Here is a 21074-nt window from a genome sequence, read left to right on the forward strand (position 1 = left end):
ATGGAATCGCTCGCTCCTGCCTCCCTTCCCGGCGACGTCGACGGCGCTCTGGCCCTCGCCCGCACCCTCTCCGCCGATCCGCCGCGGCCCGGCACCGGCCGCACCGCCGAGCTGCACGGCCTGCTCGAGCGTCTGGCCCGGCACGACCTCGGCGTCGCCCGCGCGATCGAGCCGCACCTCGACGCGCTCGCGATCCTCGGCGAGTCGGGCCTGTCGGCCGCGGACCTCGGCGTCCAGGACGACGCGGTCTGGGGCGTCTTCGCGGCGGAGGGCGGCGACGAGCCGCTCGTCGCGACTCCCGAGGGCGACGCCTGGCGGCTGGACGGCGTGAAGCCCTGGTGCTCGCTGGCCGGCCGCCTGGACGCGGCGCTGATCACGGCGCACGTCGGCGAGGGCTCCGGCGAGCGCCGCCTCTTCGCCGTGCGCCTCGGCGACGGCACCGCGACCCCGGAGGAGAACGCTTGGCACCCCCGCGGGCTGACCGAGATCCCGAGCGGGCCGGTGCGCTTCGCCGGTGCGCGCGCCCAGGAGGTCGGCGCTCCCGGCTGGTACCTCTCGCGACCCGGCTTCGGCTGGGGCGGGATCGGCGTGGCCGCCTGCTGGCTCGGCGGGGCTCGTGGCGTCGCCGCGACGCTGGCCCGGGCGGCCGCCCGCCGCGAGGACCCGCACCTGCTCGCGCACCTCGGCGCGGTGGACACCGCCCTGTCCGCCGGGCGGCGCGCGCTCGACGAGGCCTCGGCACTGATCGACGCGGGCGAGGCCGAGGGCGCGCGCGGCGCGCTGCTGGCCAAGCGGGTCCGCGGCACGGTCGCGAGCGCCGTGGAGGAGATCCTGCTGCGCGCCGGCCGCGCGCTCGGACCGGCTCCGCTCGCGCTCGACGCGGAGCACGCGAAGCGGGTCGCCGACCTCGCCCTCTACGTCCGCCAGCACCACGCCGAGCGCGACGACGCGGCCCTCGGCCGAGCGGTCCTCGCCAGCGGCGAGACGGAGGAGTGGTGAGCCGCGTCATCGAGTTCGACGGTCACCTCGAGGGCACCCCGGTCGAGCGCTGGCGCGAGGACGGGCGGCTCGACCGGCTGCCGGTCCTGCCGGAGGACGCACTCCTCGCCGTCGACCGCGTGCTCGTCGTGGTCGCGCACGCCGACGACGAGACGCTCGGCTGCGGCGGCACGACCGCCCTGGCCCGCCGCCTCGGCGTCCCCGTGGACGTCGTGATCGTGACGGACGGCGGCGCGGCGCACGGCGCCTCCTCCCTCGGGGCCGCGGCCGCCCTCGTCGCCGAGCGGCGCGCCGAGGCCCGGGCCGCGCTCGACGAGCTCGGCGCCGGCATCGGCCTCGCCTTCCTCGACGTCCCCGACTCCGGCACCCCCGAGCACCGCGACCGGATCCTCGCGGAGGTGCTCGCCCGCGCCGTCGCCGAGCCCGGCCGGGTCCTCCTGCTCTCCACCTGGACCGGCGACGGCCACCGCGACCACCGCGTCGTCGGCGAGGTCTGCGCCGAGGCGGCCGGCACCCTCGGCCACCCGCTGCTCGCGGCGCCGATCTGGCTCTGGCACTGGGCCGCGCCCGACGATGCCGAGGTGCCGTGGCCGGCGCTCGTCCGCGTCCAGGCCGACGAGGACCTGCGGGAGCGGAAGGCCCGCGCCCGCGAGCGCTATCCGAGCCAGACGGCGCCGGGACCCGGCGGGATCGCCCCGGTCCTCCACCCGCGCTTCATCCGGGCCTTCGCCGGCGACGACCGCCTGATCCGGGTCCGCTGATGGCCCGCACGGAGCCAGCGCACGGCGATCCGACCGACAAGTGGCGGAGAGAAGCCTCGATCCTGCCTAGGCTCGGGGGGACGGACGGGCGCGGCCCCGGCGACGAGGACACGGGGATGAGCTACTTCGACGAGCTGTACGAGCGGCACGAGGACCCCTGGGGGTACACGAGCCGCTGGTACGAGGAGCGCAAGCGCGCCCTCACCCTCGCGAGCCTGCCCGAGCGCCGCTACGACTCCGTCCTCGAGATCGGCTCCTCGATCGGCGTGCTGGCCGAAGCGCTCGCCGCGCGGGCCGAGCGCCTGCTGGCGATCGACGTCTCCGCGGCCGCCGTGGAGCGGGCCGCCCGCCGGCTCGCGCCGCTCGCACACGTGCGGGTCGAGCACCACGACATCACCCGCGGGGTGCCGGAGGGTCCGTTCGACCTGATCGTGCTCTCCGAGGTCGGCTACTACCTGGGGCGCGAGACCCTCGAGCGCACGCTGCGCGGGGTGCGCGACCGGCTCTCCGCCTCCGGCGAGCTCGTCACCGTGCACTGGCGGCACCCGATCGACGGCCTCGAGCTCGACGGCGACGCCGTCCAGAGCGCCGTCGCCGGTCTCGGCCTGCACCGAATCGCCCGGCACGAGGAGGAGGACCTCCTGCTCGAGGTGCACTCGCGCGACGGCCGCTCGGTGGCCCGGCGGACGGGGCTGCTGTGACCCGGATCGAGGAGCTGCTGGTGGTCGTGCCGGCCCACGACGAGGAGGAGCGGATCGGCGCCACGGTCGCGTCGGTCCTCCGGAGCGCCGCGCACCTCGCCGCGACCGCCCCTGACGTCGCGGTCCGGCTGGTCGTCGTGGCCGACGGCTGCACGGACGCGACCGTGGACCGTGCGCGGGCCGCGGGCGCCGAGGTCCTCGAGCTCGAGCGCTGCGGAGTCGGCGCGGCGCGGGCGGCCGGGATCGCGCACGCGCTCGGCACCGTCCCCGGCTCCGTCCCGGACGACCGGGTCTGGCTCGCGAACACCGACGCCGATACGGTCGTTCCGGAAAAGTGGCTGCTCGAGCACGTCGAGCACGCCCGCCACCACGACGCGCTGGTCGGCACGGTCCGGCCCGACCCGTCCGACCTCTCGCCGGAGATGTACGGCCGCTGGCAGCGCACCCGCGAGCGGGAGGAGTCGATCGGCAGCATCCACGGCGCGAACCTCGGCGTGCGCGCGAGCGCCTACCTGGCGGCGGGCGGGTTCGGCGGCGAGCCGCTGCACGAGGACGTCCTGCTGGTCGAGCGGCTGCACGCCGCCGGCGCTCGGGTGGGAGCGACCGACCGCGGCGAGGTGACCACCTCCGGACGCCGCCGCAACCGCGTGGACGGCGGCTACGGGCCCTACCTGCACGACCGGTTCGCGGACGCTCCGGTGCACTGACGCTCCCGCGAGCGCAGCCACCTCTGCTACAACGCGCGGGCGCAAGCAGATCCGCGAGGCCGTTGTCAACGGTCCGGGCCTGAATTGTCACGGCATCCGCAGGAGAGTGGAATGGGGGCCGAGCACGACCCTGTGCTCTCTCCGATGGAAGGGTCACCGCATGAATCCCCGCCTCGTCCTGCTGGCGCTCGTCGCCCTCGCCGCGTACGTCTTCGGCGCCCGCGCCGGCCGCGGCCGCTACGAAGAGCTCCGCCATCTCGCACTCGGCGTGTGGAACGACCCCGCCACGAAGAAGACGCGCAAGAAGCTCAAGAAGACCTCGAAGCGCGAGGCGAAGCACTTCACCGCGGTCGCCGACAAGGCACGCGCGAAGGTGCAGCGCTCACTCCGCTGATCGACATCATCTGCAAGGACGCCTTCACGACAGGCGTTGACGCTCGCACCGGAACGGCCGGTCGAGCACACTACGAAGGAGACACATCATGGGCATCATCGGTTGGATCGTTCTCGGCCTCATCGCCGGCGCACTCGCAAAGCTCATCCTGCCCGGCAAGCAGGGCGGCGGATGGATCATCACCATCATCCTCGGCATCGTCGGCGCCCTCCTCGGAGGATTCATCGGCGGCGCGCTCTTCGGGCGCGACGACCCGATGGGCTTCAACCTCGTCAGCATCATCCTCGCTGTCGTCGGCGCCATCATCGTGCTGCTGATCTACGGCGCGATCACCGGCCGCAAGTCCCGCGCGTAGTCACGCGACCCCCGAAGGCCCCCGGCATCCGTGCCGGGGGCCTTCGTCGTTCCCCGAGCGTCCGACGGCGCCGGACGACCGCCGATGTTCGCCGGACGCGCAAGGCCTTGCACCTGGGAGGCCCCGGGGCGTGGACTGTACTCCGGCCGCAAGCTCTCCGATGCGGCCGATCCCCGGACGAAAGGACGCTCGAGTATGAGCACGGACGCGAACACTGTCCCCACGATCACCCTCAACAACGGAGTCGAGATCCCGCAGCTGGGCTTCGGTGTCTTCCAGATCGACCCCGCCGAGACCAAGGACGCGACGCTCGCCGCCCTCGAGGTCGGCTATCGCCACATCGACACCGCCGAGATGTACGGCAACGAGGCCGGCGTCGGCGAGGCCGTGCGCGCCTCCGGCCTCGACCGCTCCGAGGTCTTCGTCACCTCGAAGCTCAACAACGGCTTCCACGCCCGTGAGGACGCGCTGCAGGCGATCGACGACACCCTCGCCGAGCTGAAGTTCGACTACGTCGACCTCTTCCTCATCCACTGGCCGCTGCCGAAGGTCGGCGACTACCTGGAGACCTGGAAGGCGATGGAGGAGATCTACCGCAGCGGCAAGGCGAAGGCGATCGGCGTCTCCAACTTCCAGACCAACCACCTCAACCGGCTCCGCGCCGAGGCGACGATCGTCCCGGCCGTGAACCAGATCGAGGTGCACCCCTTCCTCACGCAGGAGGAGCTCCGCGCCTACGGCGTCGAGCACGGCATCGCGACCGAGGCCTGGTCGCCGATCGCGCAGGGCAAGGTCCTGGACGACGAGGCGATCGTGCGCATCGCGCACAGCGTCGACCGCTCCCCCGCGCAGGTCGTCCTGCGCTGGCACATCCAGCGCGGCGACATCGTCTTCCCGAAGTCGGTCACCCGCAAGCGCGTGGAGGAGAACTTCGCGCTCTTCGACTTCGAGCTGGACGACGAGTCGATGACCGCGATCTCGGCGCTCAACCGCGACGAGCGCACCGGCCCGAACCCGGACGAGTTCAACTACATCCCCAGCTGACCCTCGGCTGCTGAGCCGGCATCTCCGGCTCGCCCTCACGCCTCCGGCTCGCGGGATCCTCGGATCCCCGCGAGCCGGAGGCGTCTCCGCGTGCCGAACCTCCCGCGGGAGACCTCCGGCACGCCGAATCACCCTCGGCACGCGGAAACCGCGGACTCCAGCGAGCCGGACACCGTTCCACGAGCCCGAGGTCGGCCGGGCGCAGCTCCGGCTCGTGGAAACGGCTCCGGCTCGCGGGATCCGTGGATTCCTGCGAGCCGGAGAGTGTTCCGCGAGCCGGAGCGGCGCGGAGGCGGGTGGTGGCTACTGCGAGTCGCGCCAGGAGTGCTCGGGGGCGTAGCCGAGGACCTCGCGGGCGTGGTCGATCGAGAGCAGCGTGTCGTTCACGCCGAGCTCGCCGCGCAGCTCGACGCCGGGGAAGACCTCGGCGACCAGCTCGTCGTTCGGGCGGGTCATCACGGTGTCGGCTGCCGCGATGATGAAGCGGTCGAAGCCGGGCTCGCGGTGCGCGAGGGCCTTCTCGACCGCCTGGGCGCCGTCGCGGCCGTCGATGTAGCCCCAGAGGTTCCACTTGCGCAGCGTCGCGTCGGCGTCGAAGGACGGGAACTCGGCGTAGTCCTCCTCGTTCATCACGTTCGAGAAGCGCAGGCCGATGATGGTCAGGTCCTCGTGCCAGCGGCAGAGCTCGATCGCGAGCTGCTCCTCGAGGTGCTTGGTGAGCGAGTAGACGGACTCCGGGCGGGCCGGGTACTTCTCGTCGACCGGGATGTAGGGCGGCGGCACGTCGAACGGCAGGCCGAGCACGGTCTCGCTGGACGCGTAGACGATGCTGCGGATGCCCGCGCGGATCGCCGCGTGGAAGACGTTGAAGGTCGACGACATGTTGTTCTGGAAGGTCGCGATGTCCGGGACGATGCCCGGCGCCGGGACGGCCGCGAGGTGCACGACCGCGTCGATCCCCTCATAGCGGTCGCCCACGGCCTGCAGGGCGTCGACGACCTGCCCGTAGTCGGTGATGTCGATGCTGATGACGCCCTCGCCGCGCGTTCCCGCACGGTCGAGGACGAAGACGTCGTGGCCGGACTCGCGGAGACGGGTGACGACGCTGCGGCCGAGTTTCCCGGATCCACCGGTGACTGCGATTCTCATGCCTCGAACGCTAACGGGCCGCGGGCCTGCGGACGAGGGGCTGGCGGATCAGTCCGCGACGTGGAGGGAGATGCCGTCGCCGACCTCGGGCGTCGTCTCGTCGGCGACGAGCTCGGTCCAGCGGCGCAGCACGGCGGCGCCGGCCTCGTCGTTGATCGCGCCGTCGACCACGAGGATCGGGTACGGCTTGTCCGGGACGCCCTCCGCGGGGCGGACGTCCACGTGGGCGACGTCGTAGGCGTGCTCGGAGAGCCAGTCGGCCATCGCGTAGTCGCTGCGGGAGTCGCCGACCGTGCGCCAGCGCTGCGGGATCGGGCCGGTGGCGCCGAGCAGCTCGACGGCGCGCTGGGCGCCGAGGTCCTTGCCGAGGCGGTTGGACTCGATGTCGGTGGAGATCACGGTCGGGTCGATGCGGTACTCGACGGCGCCGGTGTCGTTCGGGTAGCGGATGCCGCGGCGCTCGACGCCGAGGCCGGCCGCGGTCATGATCTGCAGGGCGTCGGCGTCGAAGACGAGCTGGCGCTCGAGGTAGTCCTCGCTGGAGAGGTCGACGAGCTGCTCGGCCGAGACCATCGCGCGCTTGGTCTCGTCGAAGAAGACCAGGTCGTCGTAGTCCTCGCGGATCATCCGCTCGAGGTCGCGGGCGACCGCCTCCGGGATCGCGAGCGACTCGTCGACGATCGGCTCGGAGGTGCCGCGGTAGTCGACGGTGAACCAGACGGCGCCCTTCTCGCAGACGCAGACGATCCGCGCGTCGGCCGAGACGCCGCGCTCGAGGAGCGGCGGCAGCACGCGCTCGCGCAGGAACGCGTCGGAGCGGCCGGTGTTGAAGACGAGCGGGATGCCGGCGTTCGCGAGCGCGACGAGGTCGTCGGCGATCGAGTCGATGGCGATCGTGCGGCTGATCGGGCTGGCGATCGGGCCGTCGACGTCGAGGAGCAGGCCGAGCGGAGGCGGGGTGGAGGTCATCGTCTCCATTCTGCCGTGCGGGCGCGTCCGGCCGTCCCCGCGAGATGCCACTTGTGCACGCTTTCCTCGGCGTGTCGCGTGCACAAGTGGCATCTCGCGGCGGGGGGGGAGGTCAGTCCGTGGGGAGGACGAGGGTGCGCTGCGTGAGGGTGCCGTCGGGGGACTCGACGGCGAGGGTGATCAGTGTCTCGGCGTCGCGGCAGGGGACGGAGAGGGCGGAGTAGCCGGTCGCGCTGAGGTCGACGGCGGTGCCGGACTGCGCGTCGGTGGTGCCGACGGCGAGGCGGGCGGAGACGCCGCCCTCGGTCTGCCAGGAGAGGGCGACGGGGACGGAGGCGGTGCGGTCGCCGGCGCAGTCGATCGTCGCGGGCGAGGCGGTGAAGGAGACGACGGCGGCCGCGGCGGTGGCGGAGCCGGGGGCGGCCGAGGCGACGACGCCCTCGGTCGGCGAGGTCTCCGTCGGGGAGGTCTCCGTCGGGGCGTCGGTGGCCGTCGGTTCCATCGCGGTCTCCGAGGACTCGGCCTCGGAGGGCGCGGTCGACGGGGCGGCGGCGGCCGAGGCGGAGGGGGCGACCGGGGTGGAGGTCGGAGCTCCGGCGCCGTCGGCGGGGCGGACGAGGAGGACGATCGCGACGATCACGGCGACGAGACCGAGGACGGCCAGGACGATCCCGAGGGTGCGGGCGGTACGGGGCGGCATCGGGACTCCTCGGTGGTGCGGGTGCGGTGGTGCTGTCGTGCGGTCGTGCTCTGGTGAGGTGGTGGTCTCCTGCAGTGGTGCAGGGGAGGAGCGGCGGGAGGGCCGGCGGATCGTGCTCGCCGGCCCTCCCGCGGCGGAGGCTACGCCTCCTCGGCCTCGCGGCGGCTGCGGGCGATCAGCAGGGCGCCGAGACCGAGCACGAGCGCACCTCCCGAGAGCAGCAGCCAGGGGCCGGTCTCGACGCCGGTCGAGGCGAGACCGCCGGTGCCCGGCTTCGCGACGGGAGCCGCGGTCGCCGTGGCTGTTGGCTCCGGAGCCGCGGTGGGCGCGGCCGTCGGCGTGGCGGTCGCGGTCGGCTCCGGAGTCGCGGAGGGCTCCGGGGTCACCGTCGGCTCGGGAGTCGCGGTCGGCCCAGGGGTTGCGGTGGGCTCCGGGGTGGCCGTCGGCTCCGGAGTCGCGGTCGGCTCCGGGGTCGCGGTCGGCTCGGGAGTCGCGGTGGGCTCCGGAGTCGCGGTCGGCGTCGCGGTCGGCTCAGGCGTCCCCGGCAGCTCGACGGCCGCGCCCTCGGGCGCCACGGCGAGCAGCGCCCGGGCGACGTCGCTGAACGCGCCGACCGGGTGGTTGCGGAAGACCGGCGAGGTGCCGAAGAGGAAGCCCTCGGTGCCCGACTCCGTCGCGAACGAGACGGCCGAGGCCTGCCCGGCCGCGTCGCTCCGGGACTGCCCCTCGGACGCGACCCAGTGCCCGGCGACGAAGGTGTCCTCGGCGGCGTAGCTCTGCTCCACCGTCACGGACTCGTCGAAGCCCTCGAACCAGAGCGCCGGCGAGACGAACGCGGTGTCCTGCGGGTGGTCGCCGAGGATCCCGTCGGCCGGGGTATCGACCGAGACAATCCCGTTCGAGCCGCTGGTGCCGGTCTGCGCCGTCAGCGTCGCGAGGCCGAAGTCGGTCGCGAAGGCCGCTCCCGCTCCGCCGCGGCCGACCACGTCGCCGCCCGCCGCGAGGAACTCCTCGACGGCGGTGCGGCCCGCGGCCTGCTCCGGGGTGAAGGACAGCGCGCGGCCCAGCAGCAGCACGTCCGCGTCGGTCAGGACGGTCTCGCCCGAGGCGAGCGTGTCCGCCGTGACGGCGACCGCGTCGGCGAAGCCGAGCTTGGCCAGCGCGTCGCGGTCCTCGTGCGAGCCGGAGTAGGCGACGCGGACGGCGGACAGCGCGGTGCCGTCCTCGTCCTCGATCCGCTCCGCCGTGGTCGCCGTGAAGTCGACGCCGAACTCGGCGGCGGCGGCCTTCGCGGCGGCGAGACCGTCGGCGTCGGCGCGGAGGGCGATCGTGCCGTCGGCGAACTGCTCGAGCGCGACTCCGGCGCCCAGGAGCGCGTTCACCGCCTGGTACTCGAGGACGCCGCGCGGCTCGAAGGCGAGGTAGCCGGCGTCGGCGGGGACGCTGCCGCTCGGCGCGACGGCGGTAACCGGCTCGAGCTCGACGGCGGGCATGGGGTCGAGCGTGGAGCCGACCGGGATCACGTCGGCACCCCAGAGCAGCGAGAGGCTCCAGGCCGAGACGTCGTACATCTCGGGCACGCGGTCGGAGATGTCGGTGCCGTCGGCGAGCAGCACGTTCGCGAGGCCGCGGACGGGCTGGTGCATGTCGACGACGTAGGAGCCGGCGGCGTAGGTCGTGCCGGCCGCGGTCATCGCGGTGGTCGTGCGATCGACCTCGACGCCGTGCGCGAGCAGCTGCGCGACGAGGGTCTCGGCGTCGGACGCCGAGCGCTGCGCGTCACCGGCGGGGATGACGTAGGCGCGGGGGTACTCGGTCGTGTAGACGTCCGTCTCGTCCCAGATCTCGGTCCACTCGGTCGGCGTGCCGGCCGGCAGGTCGGACGCGGCGACGTCGGCGGGGATCTCGACGGCGGGGGCGCCGGTGACGCCGCGCTCGAAGATCTGCACCTGGTTGCTCAGCAGGGCGTCGCGGTTGGCCTCGATGTAGTCGACCGAGGCGTCCATGACGATCCCGGCGACCTCGATGTCGATGTCCGCGTTGGCCTGGCCCTCGGCGATCTCCTCGGGCGTCTCGTTGGCCGTGCGGCCCAGCGGCAGCTCGACCGTGTTGGTGATCGCGCCCTGGAAGGCGACGTACTGCGGCGCGAAGATCGGAGGCCAGTCGTCCCAGCCCGCGCGGATGTCGCGGTAGGGGATCAGGATCTGGCCGGTGTTCTCGGTGGTGACGCTGCCGTCGGCGGCCTTGTAGGTGTTGCCGGGCACGTCCGCCTCGACGACGCGGCGCTCGATCTCGAGCGCGGTCGCGTAGGCGTGCGGCAGGAACAGGTCGTACTCGTAGTTCTCGCCGTGCGGCGGGCCGCAGGGCTCGACCTGGAGGATGCCGGTGTAGCCGTGGATGTCGATGAAGTAGGTCGGCTGCAGGACGCTGGAGAGGTCGCGGATGACCGCCGCCTCGTTGGTCGCGCCGGTGATCATGTCGCGGTTGGGGTCGTAGCCGGCCGCGACGGCGCGCTGGCCGAGGGCCCGGCCGTCGGGGTTGTTGGTGACGGTGAAGTAGAGGCGGTTGCCCTCGAGGAGCGCCTCGGTCTCGTCGTCCTCGGCGGTGGCGACCTTCTCGATGTAGTTCAGGATCGCGTCGGATCCCTCCCACTCGTTGCCGTGGATGTTGCCGTTGAACCAGGTCGGCACCTTGTACTCGGCCATCAGCTCGGCGTCGGCGGCGGCCGCCTCCGGCTCGTTCTTCAGGCGGTCGCGCCACTCGGCCTGCTGCGCGGTCTCGGCGGCGGACTCGGGGGCGGTGACGGTGACCAGGTAGATGTCGCGGCCGAGGCCCGACTTCCCGACCACCTGGGTCGAGACGCGGTCGGAGCGCGCGGCGAGGTCGTTGAGGGCCGGGGCGATCCGGTCGTACGGCGTGACGCCGCGGGTCAGCGAGGCGTCGGTCGGGTCGACCGCGACCTCGGTGAGGGCTTCCCGGTAGGGGTAGCTCGCGGGCTCGGTGATCGGCGCCGAGGCGGGGCGGACGAGGTCCACCCGCTCGAAGGCGGAGGGTGCGGCGGCGGTCGGTGTCGCGGTGGTCGCTGTCGCGGCGGGCGCGATCAGCAGACCGCCGGCGGCGAGCGCGAGGGCTGCGCAGCCGGCGGTCAGGGCGGTGCGTGTTCTCAAGCGGAGATCTTTCGTGTCGGAGGTCGGCGCGGACGAGGCTCCGCGCTCGCTCCTGCGTCATCGACCTCGGAGCAACGTGTGAACCCTCTCAGGAACCTATGGCAGCCGTGTTTCCGGCACGTGTCACGCCCGCCCCCCCCCCTCCGCGAGATGCCACTTGTGCACGCGACACGCCGTGAAAGGCGTGCACAAGTGGCATCTCGCAGGGGGGATCGGCGGGGGTCAGAGGAAGAGCGAGAGGAGGAGGACCATGCCGAGGGCGAGGACGGAGGCGAGGGAGACGCCGACGGTCACCGACTTGAGGGCGCCGCGGACGGACTGGCCGAGGAAGCTCTGCAGCAGCCAGAAGGTGTTCGAGGTGACGTGGATGCAGAACAGCGCGCCGGAGCCGGCGGCGAGCGCGATCAGCAGCGGATCGAGTCCGAGGGTCGCGGCGACCGGGGCCACGACGCCCGCGGCGGTGATCGCCGAGAGGGTGACCGAGCCGACGGCGATGTGCAGCACGGCCGCCATCAGCCAGACCAGCAGCAGCGGCGCCGCGGCGTTCGCCGAGAAGTAGCCCTTGAGCAGGTCGCCGAGGTCGCCCTCCGCGATCACCGCCGCGAGCGCGCCGCCGACGCCGGTGAGCAGGAAGATCTGCCCGCCGTCCTGGAAGCCCTTGGCGACCGCCTTCTCCATCCGCGGAGTCCCGACGACGGAGCGGCCGACGAGGCCGGTCGCGATCACGGCGAGCAGCAGCGCGATCACCGGGTTGCCGAGGAACTGCAGCACCGGCACCTCCGCGCCGGCGACCGAGAGCACGGCCTGCGCGGCGATGAGCAGCAGCGCGAGGAGCATCGGGGCGAACAGCAGGAGCAGCGGGCGCTCGCGCGGGGCGTCGGCGTCGCGTGCGTCGGCGTCGCCGTCACCGCCGGAGCGACCGCCCTCGGATGCGCCGCCGGACGACCGCCCGGACCCCTCCGACCCGGACCCGCCGACCGCCTCGCTCCCGGCCCGCTCCCCCGCGGGCACCGTCGCGAGCCCGGCGGTCTCGTCGCGCAGGACGAGCTGCTCGTCGCGCGCCGGATCCCAGAAGCCCAGGCGGAAGGCGAGCGACATCAGCAGGATCGTGACCACGACGGTCGGCGCGACCACCACGAAGCCGCCCAGCAGCATCACGCCGAGCGGAACGCCGAGCAGCCCGGCGAGCGCCACGGCCGCGAAGCCGGGCACCATCATCACGATGCCCATCTCGAGGCCGACGGCGAAGGTCACGGCGACGATGCCTGTGCCGGCGGGGCCGAGCCGCGGCGCGATCCGCCGGGCGAGCGGCGCCGCGATGACGATCAGGGCGTCGACGAAGATCGTCTGCAGATAGGTGGCGAAGGACAGCCCGAGCGCGTACGGGATGCCGCGCCTGCCGAAGACCCGCAGCAGCCCCTCGACGAGGCGCACGACCGCGCCCATCTCGTTGAGCATCGCGCCGATCAGCACCCCCCAGCCGATCAGGAGTCCCGCCTCCATCATCACCTCGCCGAAGCCGCGGGTCATCGTCGAGACGGTGTCGACGGGGCCGAGCCCGGTGAGCAGCCCGATGGCCGCCGCGCCCACGGCGAGCGCGAGCACCGGGTTGAAGCGGAAGCGGACGATCGCGACGACGACCACGACGATGACCAGGGCGACGACGCCGAGGGTGTACCACTCCGGCATGACGCCTCCTCCGCCCGCGGCAATGCGGGCTCTCACACCCTAGGGGTGCGCGCCGCCGCGGCGGGAGTCGGCGGGCCGCGTCGGCGAGTCGCCCGGGAAGGCTCGTTCTCCAGCCCGAGAACGAGCCTTCTCGGGCGATTCAGGAGCTCCGGGCCCGCGTGGCGGGGGCTCGGCGCCGCCCAGGGGGAGGGCATAGCGTGGCGGGATGGCACTGACGCTTCCCGAGCCCCGGCTCCCCTCGCTCCTCGACTCCCCGGTGCTGCGCTGGGGAGTCCTCGCCCCCGGCTCGATCGCCGGCACCTTCGTCGCCGCGCTGCAGAAGCACACCCGGCAGCGGGTGGTCGCGGTCGGCTCGCGCTCCCAGGAGCGCGCCGATGAGTTCGCCCGGCGCTTCGGTGTCGAGCGGGCCTCGGTCGGCTCCGACGCGGTCGTGAACGACCCCGAGGTCGACGTCGTCTACATCGCCTCGCCGAACTCGGAGCACGCGCGCCAGGCCCTGCGCGCGATCGCGGCGGGCAAGCACGTCCTCATCGAGAAGCCGTTCGCCACCACGGCGGGCGAGGCCGAGATGATCGTCCATGCGGCGCGCGACGCCGGCGTCTTCGCGATGGAGGCGATGTGGATGCGCTACCTGCCGCAGATGGACGTGGTGCGGCAGCTCCTCGCGGACGGCGCGGTCGGCGCTCCCGCGCTGGTCTCCGCCGACTTCGGCGCGGCGTTCGCGTTCGACCCGGCCAGCCGCATCTTCGATCCGGCGCTGGCGGGCGGCGGCCTGCTCGACGTGGGCGTCTATGCCTCCTCCTTCGTCTCGATGGTGGCCGGCGCCCCGCAGAGCACCGTCGTCGCCGGCGCGCTGACCTCGACCGGGGTGGACGCGATGGCGACGATCGTCGGCCGCCACGCGCACGGGGTCCAGTCGGTCGCGACGTCGACCGTGCTGGCCGACACCCTGCACGCGGCGAGCGTCGCGGGCAGCGAGGGGCGGATCGACGTGCACCCCTCGTTCTGGACGCCGAGCGGCGTCACCCTGACCCGCGGCTCCGAGAGCGCCTCGTGGCGCGACGAGACCGGACTGCAGGGCGGCGAGGGCCTCGCCTGGGAGGCGGTGCACCTCGCGCAGTACGTGGCGGAGGGGCGCACCGAGTCGCCGGTGCACCCGCTGGACGAGACGGTCCAGGTGGTGCGCACGCTGGACGAGGCGCGCCGCCGCCTGGGCGTCGAGGTCTGACGACGGCGGTTCGATCTGCAGGCGATCCGGCCACCGCGCGGCACTCCCCCGCGGAGGAGAGCGCGTTCCGGACGGCATCGCCTGCAGATCGCGCGTCAGCCCGCCGGCAGCTCCACCCGGAAGCTGGTGCGCCCCGGCTCCGACTCGACCAGCACCCGCCCGCCGTGCGCGTCGACCACGGCGGCCACGATCGCCAGGCCCAGCCCGGTCGAGCCCGTCGTCCGCGCGCGGGAGGAGTCGCCGCGGGCGAAGCGCTCGAACAGCACCGGCACCAGCGCCTCGTCGATCCCCGGACCGGAGTCGGTGACCGTCACCACCGCGATCGGCCGGCCGCTCTCGTCGCGGTCCTCGGCGAGCGCCGCGACGACGCGCGTGCCCGGCGGCGTGTGCACGGTGGCGTTCCGCAGCAGGTTCGCGACCACCTGGTGCAGCCGGAAGCCGTCGCCGCGGATCTCGATCGGCTCCTCGGGCAGGTCGAGGTCCCACTCGTGGTCCGGTCCGGCGACGTGGGCGTCGGACACGGCCTCGATCAGGACCATCGTCAGGTCGACCGGCTCCTTCTCGAGATCGCGGCCCTCGTCGAGGCGCGCGAGCAGGAGGAGGTCCTCGACCAGCGAGGTCATCCGGGTGGCGGCCGACTCGATCCGGTCGAGCGAGTAGCTCGCCGACTCCGACAGCTCGGCGTCGCCGCGGCGGGGCAGCTCGGCGTAGCCGCGGATCGCCGCGAGCGGCGTGCGCAGCTCGTGCGAGGCGTCGGCGACGAACTGGCGGACCTTGTTCTCGCTGGCCTGGCGCGACTCCAGAGCACCGCCGACGTGGTCGAGCATGCGGTTGAAGGCGGCGCCCACCCTGCCGACCTCGGTGCGGACGTCGGCGTCCTCCTCCGGGACCCGCTCGATCAGCTCGACCTCGCCGCGCTCGAGCGGCAGCTCGGCGACGCGGGTCGCGGTCGCCTCCACCCGCTCGAGCGGCCGCAGCGCCACCCGGATGATCGCGGTCGCGATCAGGGCGACCAGCAGCATCGCGAGCAGGACGACGATCACCACGACCGTGGTGAGGGTGCCGAGCGTCTCCTCGGTCTCGCCGAGCGGGACGCCGACGAGCACGACGGAGTCGTCGACGACGCGCGCCTCCACCCGGTACTCGCCGAGGATGCCGCCGAGGTCGAGGGTCGTCGCGGCGCCGAGGCTCTGCACGGCGTCGGCGAGGACGGAGTCGGCGGGCTCGGCGAACTCCCGGCAGGACCCGGCACTGTCGATGTACGCGCCGGTGTAGGCGCCGGTCGCCCCGAGCACCGCCGTGATCGTCTGGGTGTCCTGGTTCGGCCGCCCCGCGAAGTCGCCGCTCGGGCAGGTGGTCGCGCGCTCGATCGCGCTGGAGCCGGCGAACTGGCCCGGCCCGTCGAAGCCGGCCAGCCGGTCCAGCGACTCCGAGAGCTGCGTCTCCGCGTTGTCGTAGAGGATGCCGCGCAGCGACAGCACGCTGACCGTCCCGACGATCCCCGCGATCACCGCGACCAGCGCGACGACGGCGACGACCATCCGGCGCCGCAGTGTCCACGGCGCGCGTCGGGACGCGTTCGAGCGGCGCAGCGCCGACCGGGTCGCGAAGTCGCCGAGTGTGGGCCGCAGCCGCCCGCCCTCGGTCGTCACTGCTCGGCGGGCTTCAGCAGGTAGCCGGCGCCGCGGACCGTGTGGATCATCGGCGAGCGGCCGGCGTCGATCTTCTTGCGGAGGTAGGAGATGTAGATCTCGACGACGCTCGACTTGCCGCCGAAGTCGTAGGACCAGACGCGGTCGAGGATCTGCGCCTTGCTCAGCACGCGGCGGGGGTTCCGCATCAGGAAGCGCAGCAGCTCGAACTCGGTCGCGGTCAGCTCGATGTCGGTGCCGGCCCGGCGCACCTCGTGGCTGTCCTCGTTCAGGACGAGGTCGCCCACCACGACCTCGGGGTCGTCGGCGTCGTTGGCGAGCAGGGTGGAGCGGCGGATGAGCCCGCGCATCCGGGCGACGAGCTCCTCGAGGGAGAACGGCTTGGTGACGTAGTCGTCGCCGCCGGCGGTGAGCCCGGCGATCCGGTCGTCGAGCGCATCCTTCGCGGTGAGGAAGAGGACGGGGGTCTCGCTGCCGTCGGCGCGGATCCGCTGGAGCACCTGCAGCCCGTCGATGTCGGGCAGCATCACGTCGAGCACGATGACGTCGGGGCGGAACTCGCGGGTGATCGTGATCGCGGAGCGGCCCTCGGCGGCGGTGCGCACCTCCCAGCCCTCGTAGCGCAGCGCCATCTGCAGCAGATCGGTGAGGGTGCTCTCGTCGTCGACGACGAGGACGCGGATCGGCGTGCCGTCCGCTCGCTTGAGGCGGGTGCGCTGCGCGGAGGCGAGGTGCTTCGAGGGGGCCGGGGTGCTCATGTCTCCCCAGTATCAGGAGTTTCCTATGAGCGCGCTATGCCCGGGCGATGGCGCGGCTGTGCGCCGCCGGAGGACGGCCTCGATACCGTCGACGCCGCGACACCGCGGCCCGGGACCCTGGACCCGATCGAGCGGAAAGGATGCGCGGCGTCCCCTACATGCTGGTCGAGTGGCCCCGCAGGGGCATATCGAGACCCGCCGTCCTCAGCAGGCTGGGTCCGCAGACTCCACTTCCGGCGCCGGCAGATCTCGATACGCCCGCTCCGCGGGCTACTCGATCAGCAGGGGCTCGCGCGTCGACTCTCGCGGCCGAGTACAGCTAGCGCTTCGACTTCGGCGCGGGCTCGTCGGCCGGGTCGGCGTCGAACTCCTCCGGGTCGACGACGGCCGAGCGGGCGTAGCCGCGCACGCGGCGGTCGATGAAGGTCGCGAACCAGAGCAGCACGCCGATCACGAGCAGGACGCCCGCGATCTCGTACTGCGCGATGTCGCGGCCGGAGGTGATCGGCAGCACCAGGTAGAGGCAGGCGATCGCGCCGAGCACCGGCAGCACGGTCGGCGTCCGGAAGTGCGCGTGCTCCACCGGCTGGCGCCGCAGCACGAGCACCGCGACGTTCACCACCGCGAAGACCGCGAGCAGCAGCAGCGACGTGGTGCCGCCGAGCAGGACCGCGATCGGGTCGGAGGGGTCGCGGGACACGTACGCGGTGAGCAGCAGCGCGAGGACCGTGGTGAACAGGATCGCCGCCCACGGCGTCCGCCGGCCGGCCAGCACGTTCTTCAGGAACGGCGGCAGCACGCCCTGCTTGCTCATCCCGTAGAGCAGTCGGCTGGCCATCATCATGTTGATCAGCGCACTGTTCGCGACGGCGAAGAGCGAGATGAACGGCAGCAGCGTCGAGATCGGGAAGTCCGGCGCGGCCGTCTCCACGACCGTCACGAGCGGGGTGTCGTTGCCGGCCAGCTCGCCGATCGGCACGATCGCGACGGCGAGCGTCGAGACCAGCACGTAGACGACGGCGGTGATGCCGAGACCGGTCAGCATCACCTTCGGGAAGATGCGGCTCGGGTCCTTGGTCTCCTCCGCCATGTTCACCGAGTCCTCGAAGCCGACCATCGCGAAGAAGGCCAGCGAGGTCGCGGTGCTCACCGCCAGCAGGAGCGACTTGTCCTCGGGCGTCTCGAACGCGACGACGCGGGAGAAGTCGGCCTGGCCGCCGAAGACCGCGAAGAAGCAGACGAGGATCACCAGCAGCAGACCGGACAGCTCGATCAGGGTGAGCACCACGTTGAGGCCGACGCTCTCGGCGACGCCGCGCAGGTTCACCAGCGCGATGCAGACCATGAAGATCAGCGCGATGCTGAGCCGCGTGCCCGCGCCGTCGCCCAGGCCGAAGCCGATCGCGAAGTTGCTCGCGAACGCGCCGGAGGCGGCCGAGGCCGAGGTGATCCCGCTCGCCATCACCGTGAAGCAGACCAGGAAGGTGACGAAGTGGATCCCGAACGCCTTGTGCGCGTAGAGCGCGGCACCGGCGGCCTGCGGGAACTTGGTCACCAGCTCGAGGTAGGAGCAGGCGGTCAGCGTCGCGACGACGAAGGCGATCACGAACGGCAGCCAGGCCGCACCGCCCACCTCCGAGGCGACCTGCCCGGTCAGCGCGTAGATGCCGGTGCCGAGGATGTCCCCCACCACGAACAGCAGGAGGAGCTTGGGGCCGAGGACCCGCTTGAGCTCAGGAGGTGCCGTCTTCTCGCTGGTCGCCGTCATGATCGCGCCTCCATCGGTTCGTACCGGGTGGCGCGAGCCTAGGGCCGCGCGGGAGGCAGGGGGAAGCCCCGAGGACGGGAACGACGGCGGGAGCGCGTCCGGGAACGCAGAAGCGCCAGGACCCCGAACCGGTCCTGGCGCTCCTGTGGTGGTGGGGTCAGAGAGGCAGCAGGTTGCAGAGGCCGGTGAAGCCGATGAACTGGTTGCCGAGACCGGTGAGGCGCGCGGTAGCGGAGTTGTTGCCGGCGTTCGACTCGGTGTAGCCGGCCGGGAGGCTGGCCAGGGACAGGGTGAAGTTCGTCGCGACGAAAGCGCCGAGGGCAGCGGTGAACTTCACGGTCGCCGAAGGAGTGGCCGCACCGATGGTGATCGTGCGGTTCGTCCCGACGAGCACGCCGACCGTCGCGGCGGTCGAGGTGAGGGAGACGTTGGCGAGCGACGGACCGGAGAGCGTGAACGTCGTGCCCGCGGGGATGTTCCCGGAGGCGGCGGAGATCGTGAACTCGGGGAACGTGCCGAGCAGACCGACGGTCGCGCAGCTCTTCGAGACGACGATGTCGACGGTCGCGTTCGACGCGGCGGCGGCGGGCGTGGCGATGGCCACGGCGACGACCGGCACGCTCCACGCAGCGGTCTTGGCGAGGTTTCGGCGGGAGATGGAGTTCTCGGGCACGGGTTCCCTTTCGAGAGGAGTGGGGTCGGAAGCCGTGCGTCGGAGGAGTCTCCGCGACCGGACAAGGGGAAAGCTAGAGAGCTGTCCCCCTTTCGATCCACAGCGCCGGAGCCGCCGAGGATCCTTCGCTTCTTCCCGATCCTGGGAGGAATCTGAAGGCGGCCTCTGAGGTCGGACACCCGATTCCGCGCCGTTCCGGGCGCCGCCGCCGCCCACTCCCGCGGCCCAGCGCTCCCCCGCGGTCCGACCCGCCGGGAGCAGGCTCGCCGCGCGGCCCGATCAGGCGTCGCGGAATCGCGCCCGGCTGTCGGGCCCGGACGGATCCGCCGCCGGCTCAGGCGTCGTCGAGGTCCTCCGCCGCGCGCAGCAGCCGCAGCAGCACCTGGAGCTCGAGCGCCCGCTCCCGCCACTCCCGGCCGAGCAGCCGGTCGAGCGCCGTGAGCCGCTGGTAGACGGTGTTGACGTGCACGCGCAGGGCCGACGCGGTCGCCGTGGGCCGGCGGCCCTGGTCGAGGAACACCTCGAGCGTCCGGAGCAGCGGGACGCCGCGCGCGGCCTCCTCGGCGAGCACCGGGCCGAGCTCGCGCGCCGTCTGGTCGCGCAGCTCCTGCCGCCCGTCCGGCTGAGCAGGACCGCGAACACGCCGAGGTCGGCGGGGACGACGAGCACCAGCTGACCGCGGCGCACCGCGGAGCCGCCCCGCTCACCGAGGTGGAGCGCCGCGGCTCATCGGAGACCGATAGCCCGCCGCAACGGCACGGATAGCGCGCGTTCCTACTGTCGGGACGTCGAGCGGACCCCACCGCTCGGCCTCCCCGACCGAAGGACGCCATGTTCGCCACCTATCTCCGGCGAGAGCTGACCAACCGCCGCCGGCAGACGATGATCATCGCCGCCGGAATGGCGCTCGCCATCGCCCTCGTGATCCTCGTCACCTCGTTCTCCGCCGGAGTCCGCAGCGCCCAGGCCTCGGTCCTCGAGTCCGTCTACGGCGTCGGCACCGACATCACCGTCACCCAGGCCGCCGTCGCCCCGACGGAGGGGCAGGCCCCCGGCCAGCGCTTCGACTTCGGCTCGACCGACGGGACGACCGACGACGGCACCACCTCCGTCAGCCAGTCGCGCCTCGAGGCCGACCGCGGCACGACCACCTTCGACGCCTCGGCCGTCGCCACCGCGCAGGGCGTGACCGACGTCTCCGCCGCGATCGGCGTCCTCGCGCTGAACAACACGACCTTCAGCGGACAGCTGCCCGACTCCGCCCAGCAGGGCGGCACCAGCGGCACCGGCGGCACCGCGGGTCAGGGCGCCGCAGGCACCGCTCCGGCGGCCGGCGAGGCGCCCACGGGCGGCGCGGACGGCGCGGGGGGCTCCTCCTTCGGCGTCGACTCCTTCTCGGTGCTCGGCCTCGACCCGGCCGGCTCCGCGATCGGCCCCCTGGCCGACGTGAGCCTCACCGACGGCCGCACCTTCACCGCGGACGACGCGGGCCAGGACGTCGTCGTCGTCGACTCCTCCTACGCGACCACGGCCTCGCTGTCCGTCGGCTCGACCGTCGACATCGGCGGCACCGCCTTCAGCGTGATCGGCATCGTCACGACCGACTCCACGGACGCGAGCACCGCCTCCGACACGTACATCCCGCTCGACGTCGCCCAGACCCTCTCCGGCCAAGCCGGCCTGATCTCCTCCGTCTACGTCCAGGCCGCCTCCTCCGAGGACATCTCCTCGATCCAGACCGCCCTGCAGACCGCGCTGCCCGACGCGACCGTCTCGACGCAGGCCGACCTCGCCTCGAGCGTCTCCGGCTCGCTCTCCACCGCGGGCGACCTGGTCGCGAACCTCGGCACCTGGCTCTCGCTGCTGGTCCTCGCCGCCGCGTTCCTGATCGCGATCCTCTTCACCGTCTCGGGCGTCACCCGTCGCACCCGCGAGTTCGGCACGCTCAAGGCGATCGGCTGGAGCAACGGCGCGATCGTCCGCCAGGTGGCCGGCGAGTCCGTCGTCCAGGGTCTGATCGGCGGCGCCGCGGGCATCGTCCTCGGGCTCGTCGGCGTCACGATCGTGAATCTGATCGCGCCGACGCTCTCGGGCACCTCCACCACCACCTCGGCGATGGGTGCCGGCGGTCCCGGCGGCGGCTTCGGCGGAGGCGGCCCCGGCGCCGCGCAGACCGCCGCGGCCACCGAGGTGGCGCTCTCGCTCCCCGTCACCGTGCCGGTGATCCTGCTCGCGGTCGGTCTCGCCGTCCTCGGCGGACTCCTCGCCGGAGCCCTCGGCGGCTGGCGCGCCTCGCGTCTGCGCCCCGCGGCCGCGCTCCGCTCGGTCGGCTGACCCCCTCGACTCCTCGACTCCTCGAC

Annotated in this window: 19 protein-coding genes; 9 read left to right on the forward strand and 10 right to left on the reverse strand. The window is 73.1% G+C overall.

Features of this window, described 5'->3' with window-relative positions:
- From EDF17_RS16850 to EDF17_RS16880, 7 genes are all read left to right on the forward strand, one after another.
- Positions 1 to 999: an acyl-CoA/acyl-ACP dehydrogenase gene (locus tag EDF17_RS16850; RefSeq protein ID WP_123447794.1), complete on the forward strand. Its 999-nt coding sequence runs from the start codon at positions 1 to 3 to the stop codon at positions 997 to 999.
- Positions 996 to 1760, forward strand: coding sequence for a PIG-L family deacetylase (locus EDF17_RS16855; RefSeq protein WP_166649725.1), 765 nt, complete (start codon positions 996 to 998; stop codon positions 1758 to 1760). The genes EDF17_RS16850 and EDF17_RS16855 overlap by 4 nt, the downstream gene beginning before the upstream one ends.
- A gap of 116 nt (positions 1761 to 1876) precedes the next feature.
- Positions 1877 to 2461, forward strand: coding sequence for an SAM-dependent methyltransferase (locus EDF17_RS16860; RefSeq protein WP_123447796.1), 585 nt, complete (start codon positions 1877 to 1879; stop codon positions 2459 to 2461).
- Positions 2458 to 3168, forward strand: a complete 711-nt coding sequence (locus EDF17_RS16865; protein WP_123447797.1) for a glycosyltransferase — start codon at positions 2458 to 2460, stop codon at positions 3166 to 3168. Before EDF17_RS16860 ends, EDF17_RS16865 begins: the two co-directional genes overlap by 4 nt.
- 160 nt (positions 3169 to 3328) lie before the next feature.
- Complete coding sequence (locus EDF17_RS16870; protein ID WP_123447798.1) at positions 3329 to 3562, forward strand: YtxH domain-containing protein; 234 nt, start codon at positions 3329 to 3331, stop codon at positions 3560 to 3562.
- A gap of 88 nt (positions 3563 to 3650) precedes the next feature.
- Positions 3651 to 3917, forward strand: coding sequence for a GlsB/YeaQ/YmgE family stress response membrane protein (locus tag EDF17_RS16875; protein ID WP_056041656.1), 267 nt, complete (start codon positions 3651 to 3653; stop codon positions 3915 to 3917).
- A 195-nt stretch (positions 3918 to 4112) separates the two neighbouring features.
- Positions 4113 to 4961: an aldo/keto reductase gene (locus tag EDF17_RS16880; RefSeq protein ID WP_123447799.1), complete on the forward strand. Its 849-nt coding sequence runs from the start codon at positions 4113 to 4115 to the stop codon at positions 4959 to 4961.
- 303 nt (positions 4962 to 5264) lie between these two features.
- Here the strand turns inward: EDF17_RS16880 and EDF17_RS16885 are convergent, their stop codons facing one another.
- The 5 genes from EDF17_RS16885 to EDF17_RS16905 all read right to left on the reverse strand — a co-directional run bounded on the left by EDF17_RS16885 (position 5265) and on the right by EDF17_RS16905 (position 12635).
- Positions 5265 to 6110 (reverse strand): NAD(P)-dependent oxidoreductase, encoded by an 846-nt coding sequence (locus EDF17_RS16885; RefSeq protein WP_123447800.1) that lies wholly within the window; start codon positions 6108 to 6110, stop codon positions 5265 to 5267.
- A gap of 48 nt (positions 6111 to 6158) precedes the next feature.
- Positions 6159 to 7079 carry a hypothetical protein gene (locus EDF17_RS16890; RefSeq protein ID WP_185020007.1) on the reverse strand — a complete coding sequence of 307 codons (921 nt, stop codon included), beginning with the start codon at positions 7077 to 7079 and terminating at the stop codon, positions 6159 to 6161.
- Positions 7080 to 7191: 112 nt separating this feature from the next.
- Positions 7192 to 7779 carry a hypothetical protein gene (locus EDF17_RS16895; RefSeq protein ID WP_123447802.1) on the reverse strand — a complete coding sequence of 196 codons (588 nt, stop codon included), beginning with the start codon at positions 7777 to 7779 and terminating at the stop codon, positions 7192 to 7194.
- Positions 7780 to 7919: 140 nt separating this feature from the next.
- A complete protein-coding gene (locus tag EDF17_RS16900) occupies positions 7920 to 10946 on the reverse strand; it encodes a M14 family zinc carboxypeptidase (RefSeq protein WP_123447803.1) in 3027 nt (1008 codons plus the stop codon).
- Between the two features lie 222 nt (positions 10947 to 11168).
- Entirely contained in the window at positions 11169 to 12635 is a 1467-nt protein-coding gene (locus tag EDF17_RS16905) for an SLC13 family permease (RefSeq protein ID WP_123447804.1), read from the reverse strand.
- 205 nt (positions 12636 to 12840) lie between these two features.
- Between EDF17_RS16905 and EDF17_RS16910 the strand changes: the two genes are divergently transcribed.
- Complete coding sequence (locus tag EDF17_RS16910; RefSeq protein WP_123447805.1) at positions 12841 to 13863, forward strand: Gfo/Idh/MocA family oxidoreductase; 1023 nt, start codon at positions 12841 to 12843, stop codon at positions 13861 to 13863.
- A gap of 95 nt (positions 13864 to 13958) precedes the next feature.
- Here the strand turns inward: EDF17_RS16910 and EDF17_RS16915 are convergent, their stop codons facing one another.
- The 5 genes from EDF17_RS16915 to EDF17_RS16935 form a co-directional block, all read right to left on the reverse strand.
- Positions 13959 to 15515, reverse strand: a complete 1557-nt coding sequence (locus tag EDF17_RS16915; protein WP_221181815.1) for a HAMP domain-containing sensor histidine kinase — start codon at positions 15513 to 15515, stop codon at positions 13959 to 13961.
- The gene (locus EDF17_RS16920) at positions 15512 to 16273 is read right to left on the reverse strand and encodes a response regulator transcription factor (RefSeq protein WP_123447806.1); all 762 of its coding nucleotides are present in this window, start codon (positions 16271 to 16273) and stop codon (positions 15512 to 15514) included. Before EDF17_RS16920 ends, EDF17_RS16915 begins: the two co-directional genes overlap by 4 nt.
- 319 nt (positions 16274 to 16592) lie before the next feature.
- Positions 16593 to 18041 carry an APC family permease gene (locus EDF17_RS16925; protein WP_123447807.1) on the reverse strand — a complete coding sequence of 483 codons (1449 nt, stop codon included), beginning with the start codon at positions 18039 to 18041 and terminating at the stop codon, positions 16593 to 16595.
- Between the two features lie 157 nt (positions 18042 to 18198).
- Entirely contained in the window at positions 18199 to 18714 is a 516-nt protein-coding gene (locus tag EDF17_RS16930) for a hypothetical protein (protein WP_123447808.1), read from the reverse strand.
- Between the two features lie 334 nt (positions 18715 to 19048).
- Positions 19049 to 19285 (reverse strand): helix-turn-helix domain-containing protein, encoded by a 237-nt coding sequence (locus EDF17_RS16935; protein WP_166649726.1) that lies wholly within the window; start codon positions 19283 to 19285, stop codon positions 19049 to 19051.
- Positions 19286 to 19545: 260 nt separating this feature from the next.
- Here EDF17_RS16935 and EDF17_RS16940 point away from each other — a divergent pair, with 260 nt between their 5' ends.
- Positions 19546 to 21048, forward strand: a complete 1503-nt coding sequence (locus EDF17_RS16940) for an FtsX-like permease family protein (RefSeq protein WP_123447810.1) — start codon at positions 19546 to 19548, stop codon at positions 21046 to 21048.
- Positions 21049 to 21074 lie beyond the last annotated feature (26 nt).

It is taken from the genome of Rathayibacter sp. PhB1, assembly GCF_004362935.1.
Taxonomy (GTDB): domain Bacteria; phylum Actinomycetota; class Actinomycetes; order Actinomycetales; family Microbacteriaceae; genus Rathayibacter; species Rathayibacter festucae.

Coding starts and splice junctions, on each gene's coding strand:
- EDF17_RS16870 (WP_123447798.1), top strand. CDS start 3,329: ATGAATCCCCGCCTCGTCCTGCTGGCGCTCGTCGCCCTCGCCGCGTAC.
- EDF17_RS16920 (WP_123447806.1), bottom strand. CDS start 16,273: ATGAGCACCCCGGCCCCCTCGAAGCACCTCGCCTCCGCGCAGCGCACC.
- EDF17_RS16860 (WP_123447796.1), top strand. CDS start 1,877: ATGAGCTACTTCGACGAGCTGTACGAGCGGCACGAGGACCCCTGGGGG.
- EDF17_RS16895 (WP_123447802.1), bottom strand. CDS start 7,779: ATGCCGCCCCGTACCGCCCGCACCCTCGGGATCGTCCTGGCCGTCCTC.
- EDF17_RS16850 (WP_123447794.1), top strand. CDS start 1: ATGGAATCGCTCGCTCCTGCCTCCCTTCCCGGCGACGTCGACGGCGCT.
- EDF17_RS16925 (WP_123447807.1), bottom strand. CDS start 18,041: ATGACGGCGACCAGCGAGAAGACGGCACCTCCTGAGCTCAAGCGGGTC.
- EDF17_RS16905 (WP_123447804.1), bottom strand. CDS start 12,635: ATGCCGGAGTGGTACACCCTCGGCGTCGTCGCCCTGGTCATCGTCGTG.
- EDF17_RS16940 (WP_123447810.1), top strand. CDS start 19,546: ATGTTCGCCACCTATCTCCGGCGAGAGCTGACCAACCGCCGCCGGCAG.
- EDF17_RS16890 (WP_185020007.1), bottom strand. CDS start 7,079: ATGACCTCCACCCCGCCTCCGCTCGGCCTGCTCCTCGACGTCGACGGC.
- EDF17_RS16880 (WP_123447799.1), top strand. CDS start 4,113: ATGAGCACGGACGCGAACACTGTCCCCACGATCACCCTCAACAACGGA.
- EDF17_RS16885 (WP_123447800.1), bottom strand. CDS start 6,110: ATGAGAATCGCAGTCACCGGTGGATCCGGGAAACTCGGCCGCAGCGTC.
- EDF17_RS16875 (WP_056041656.1), top strand. CDS start 3,651: ATGGGCATCATCGGTTGGATCGTTCTCGGCCTCATCGCCGGCGCACTC.
- EDF17_RS16910 (WP_123447805.1), top strand. CDS start 12,841: ATGGCACTGACGCTTCCCGAGCCCCGGCTCCCCTCGCTCCTCGACTCC.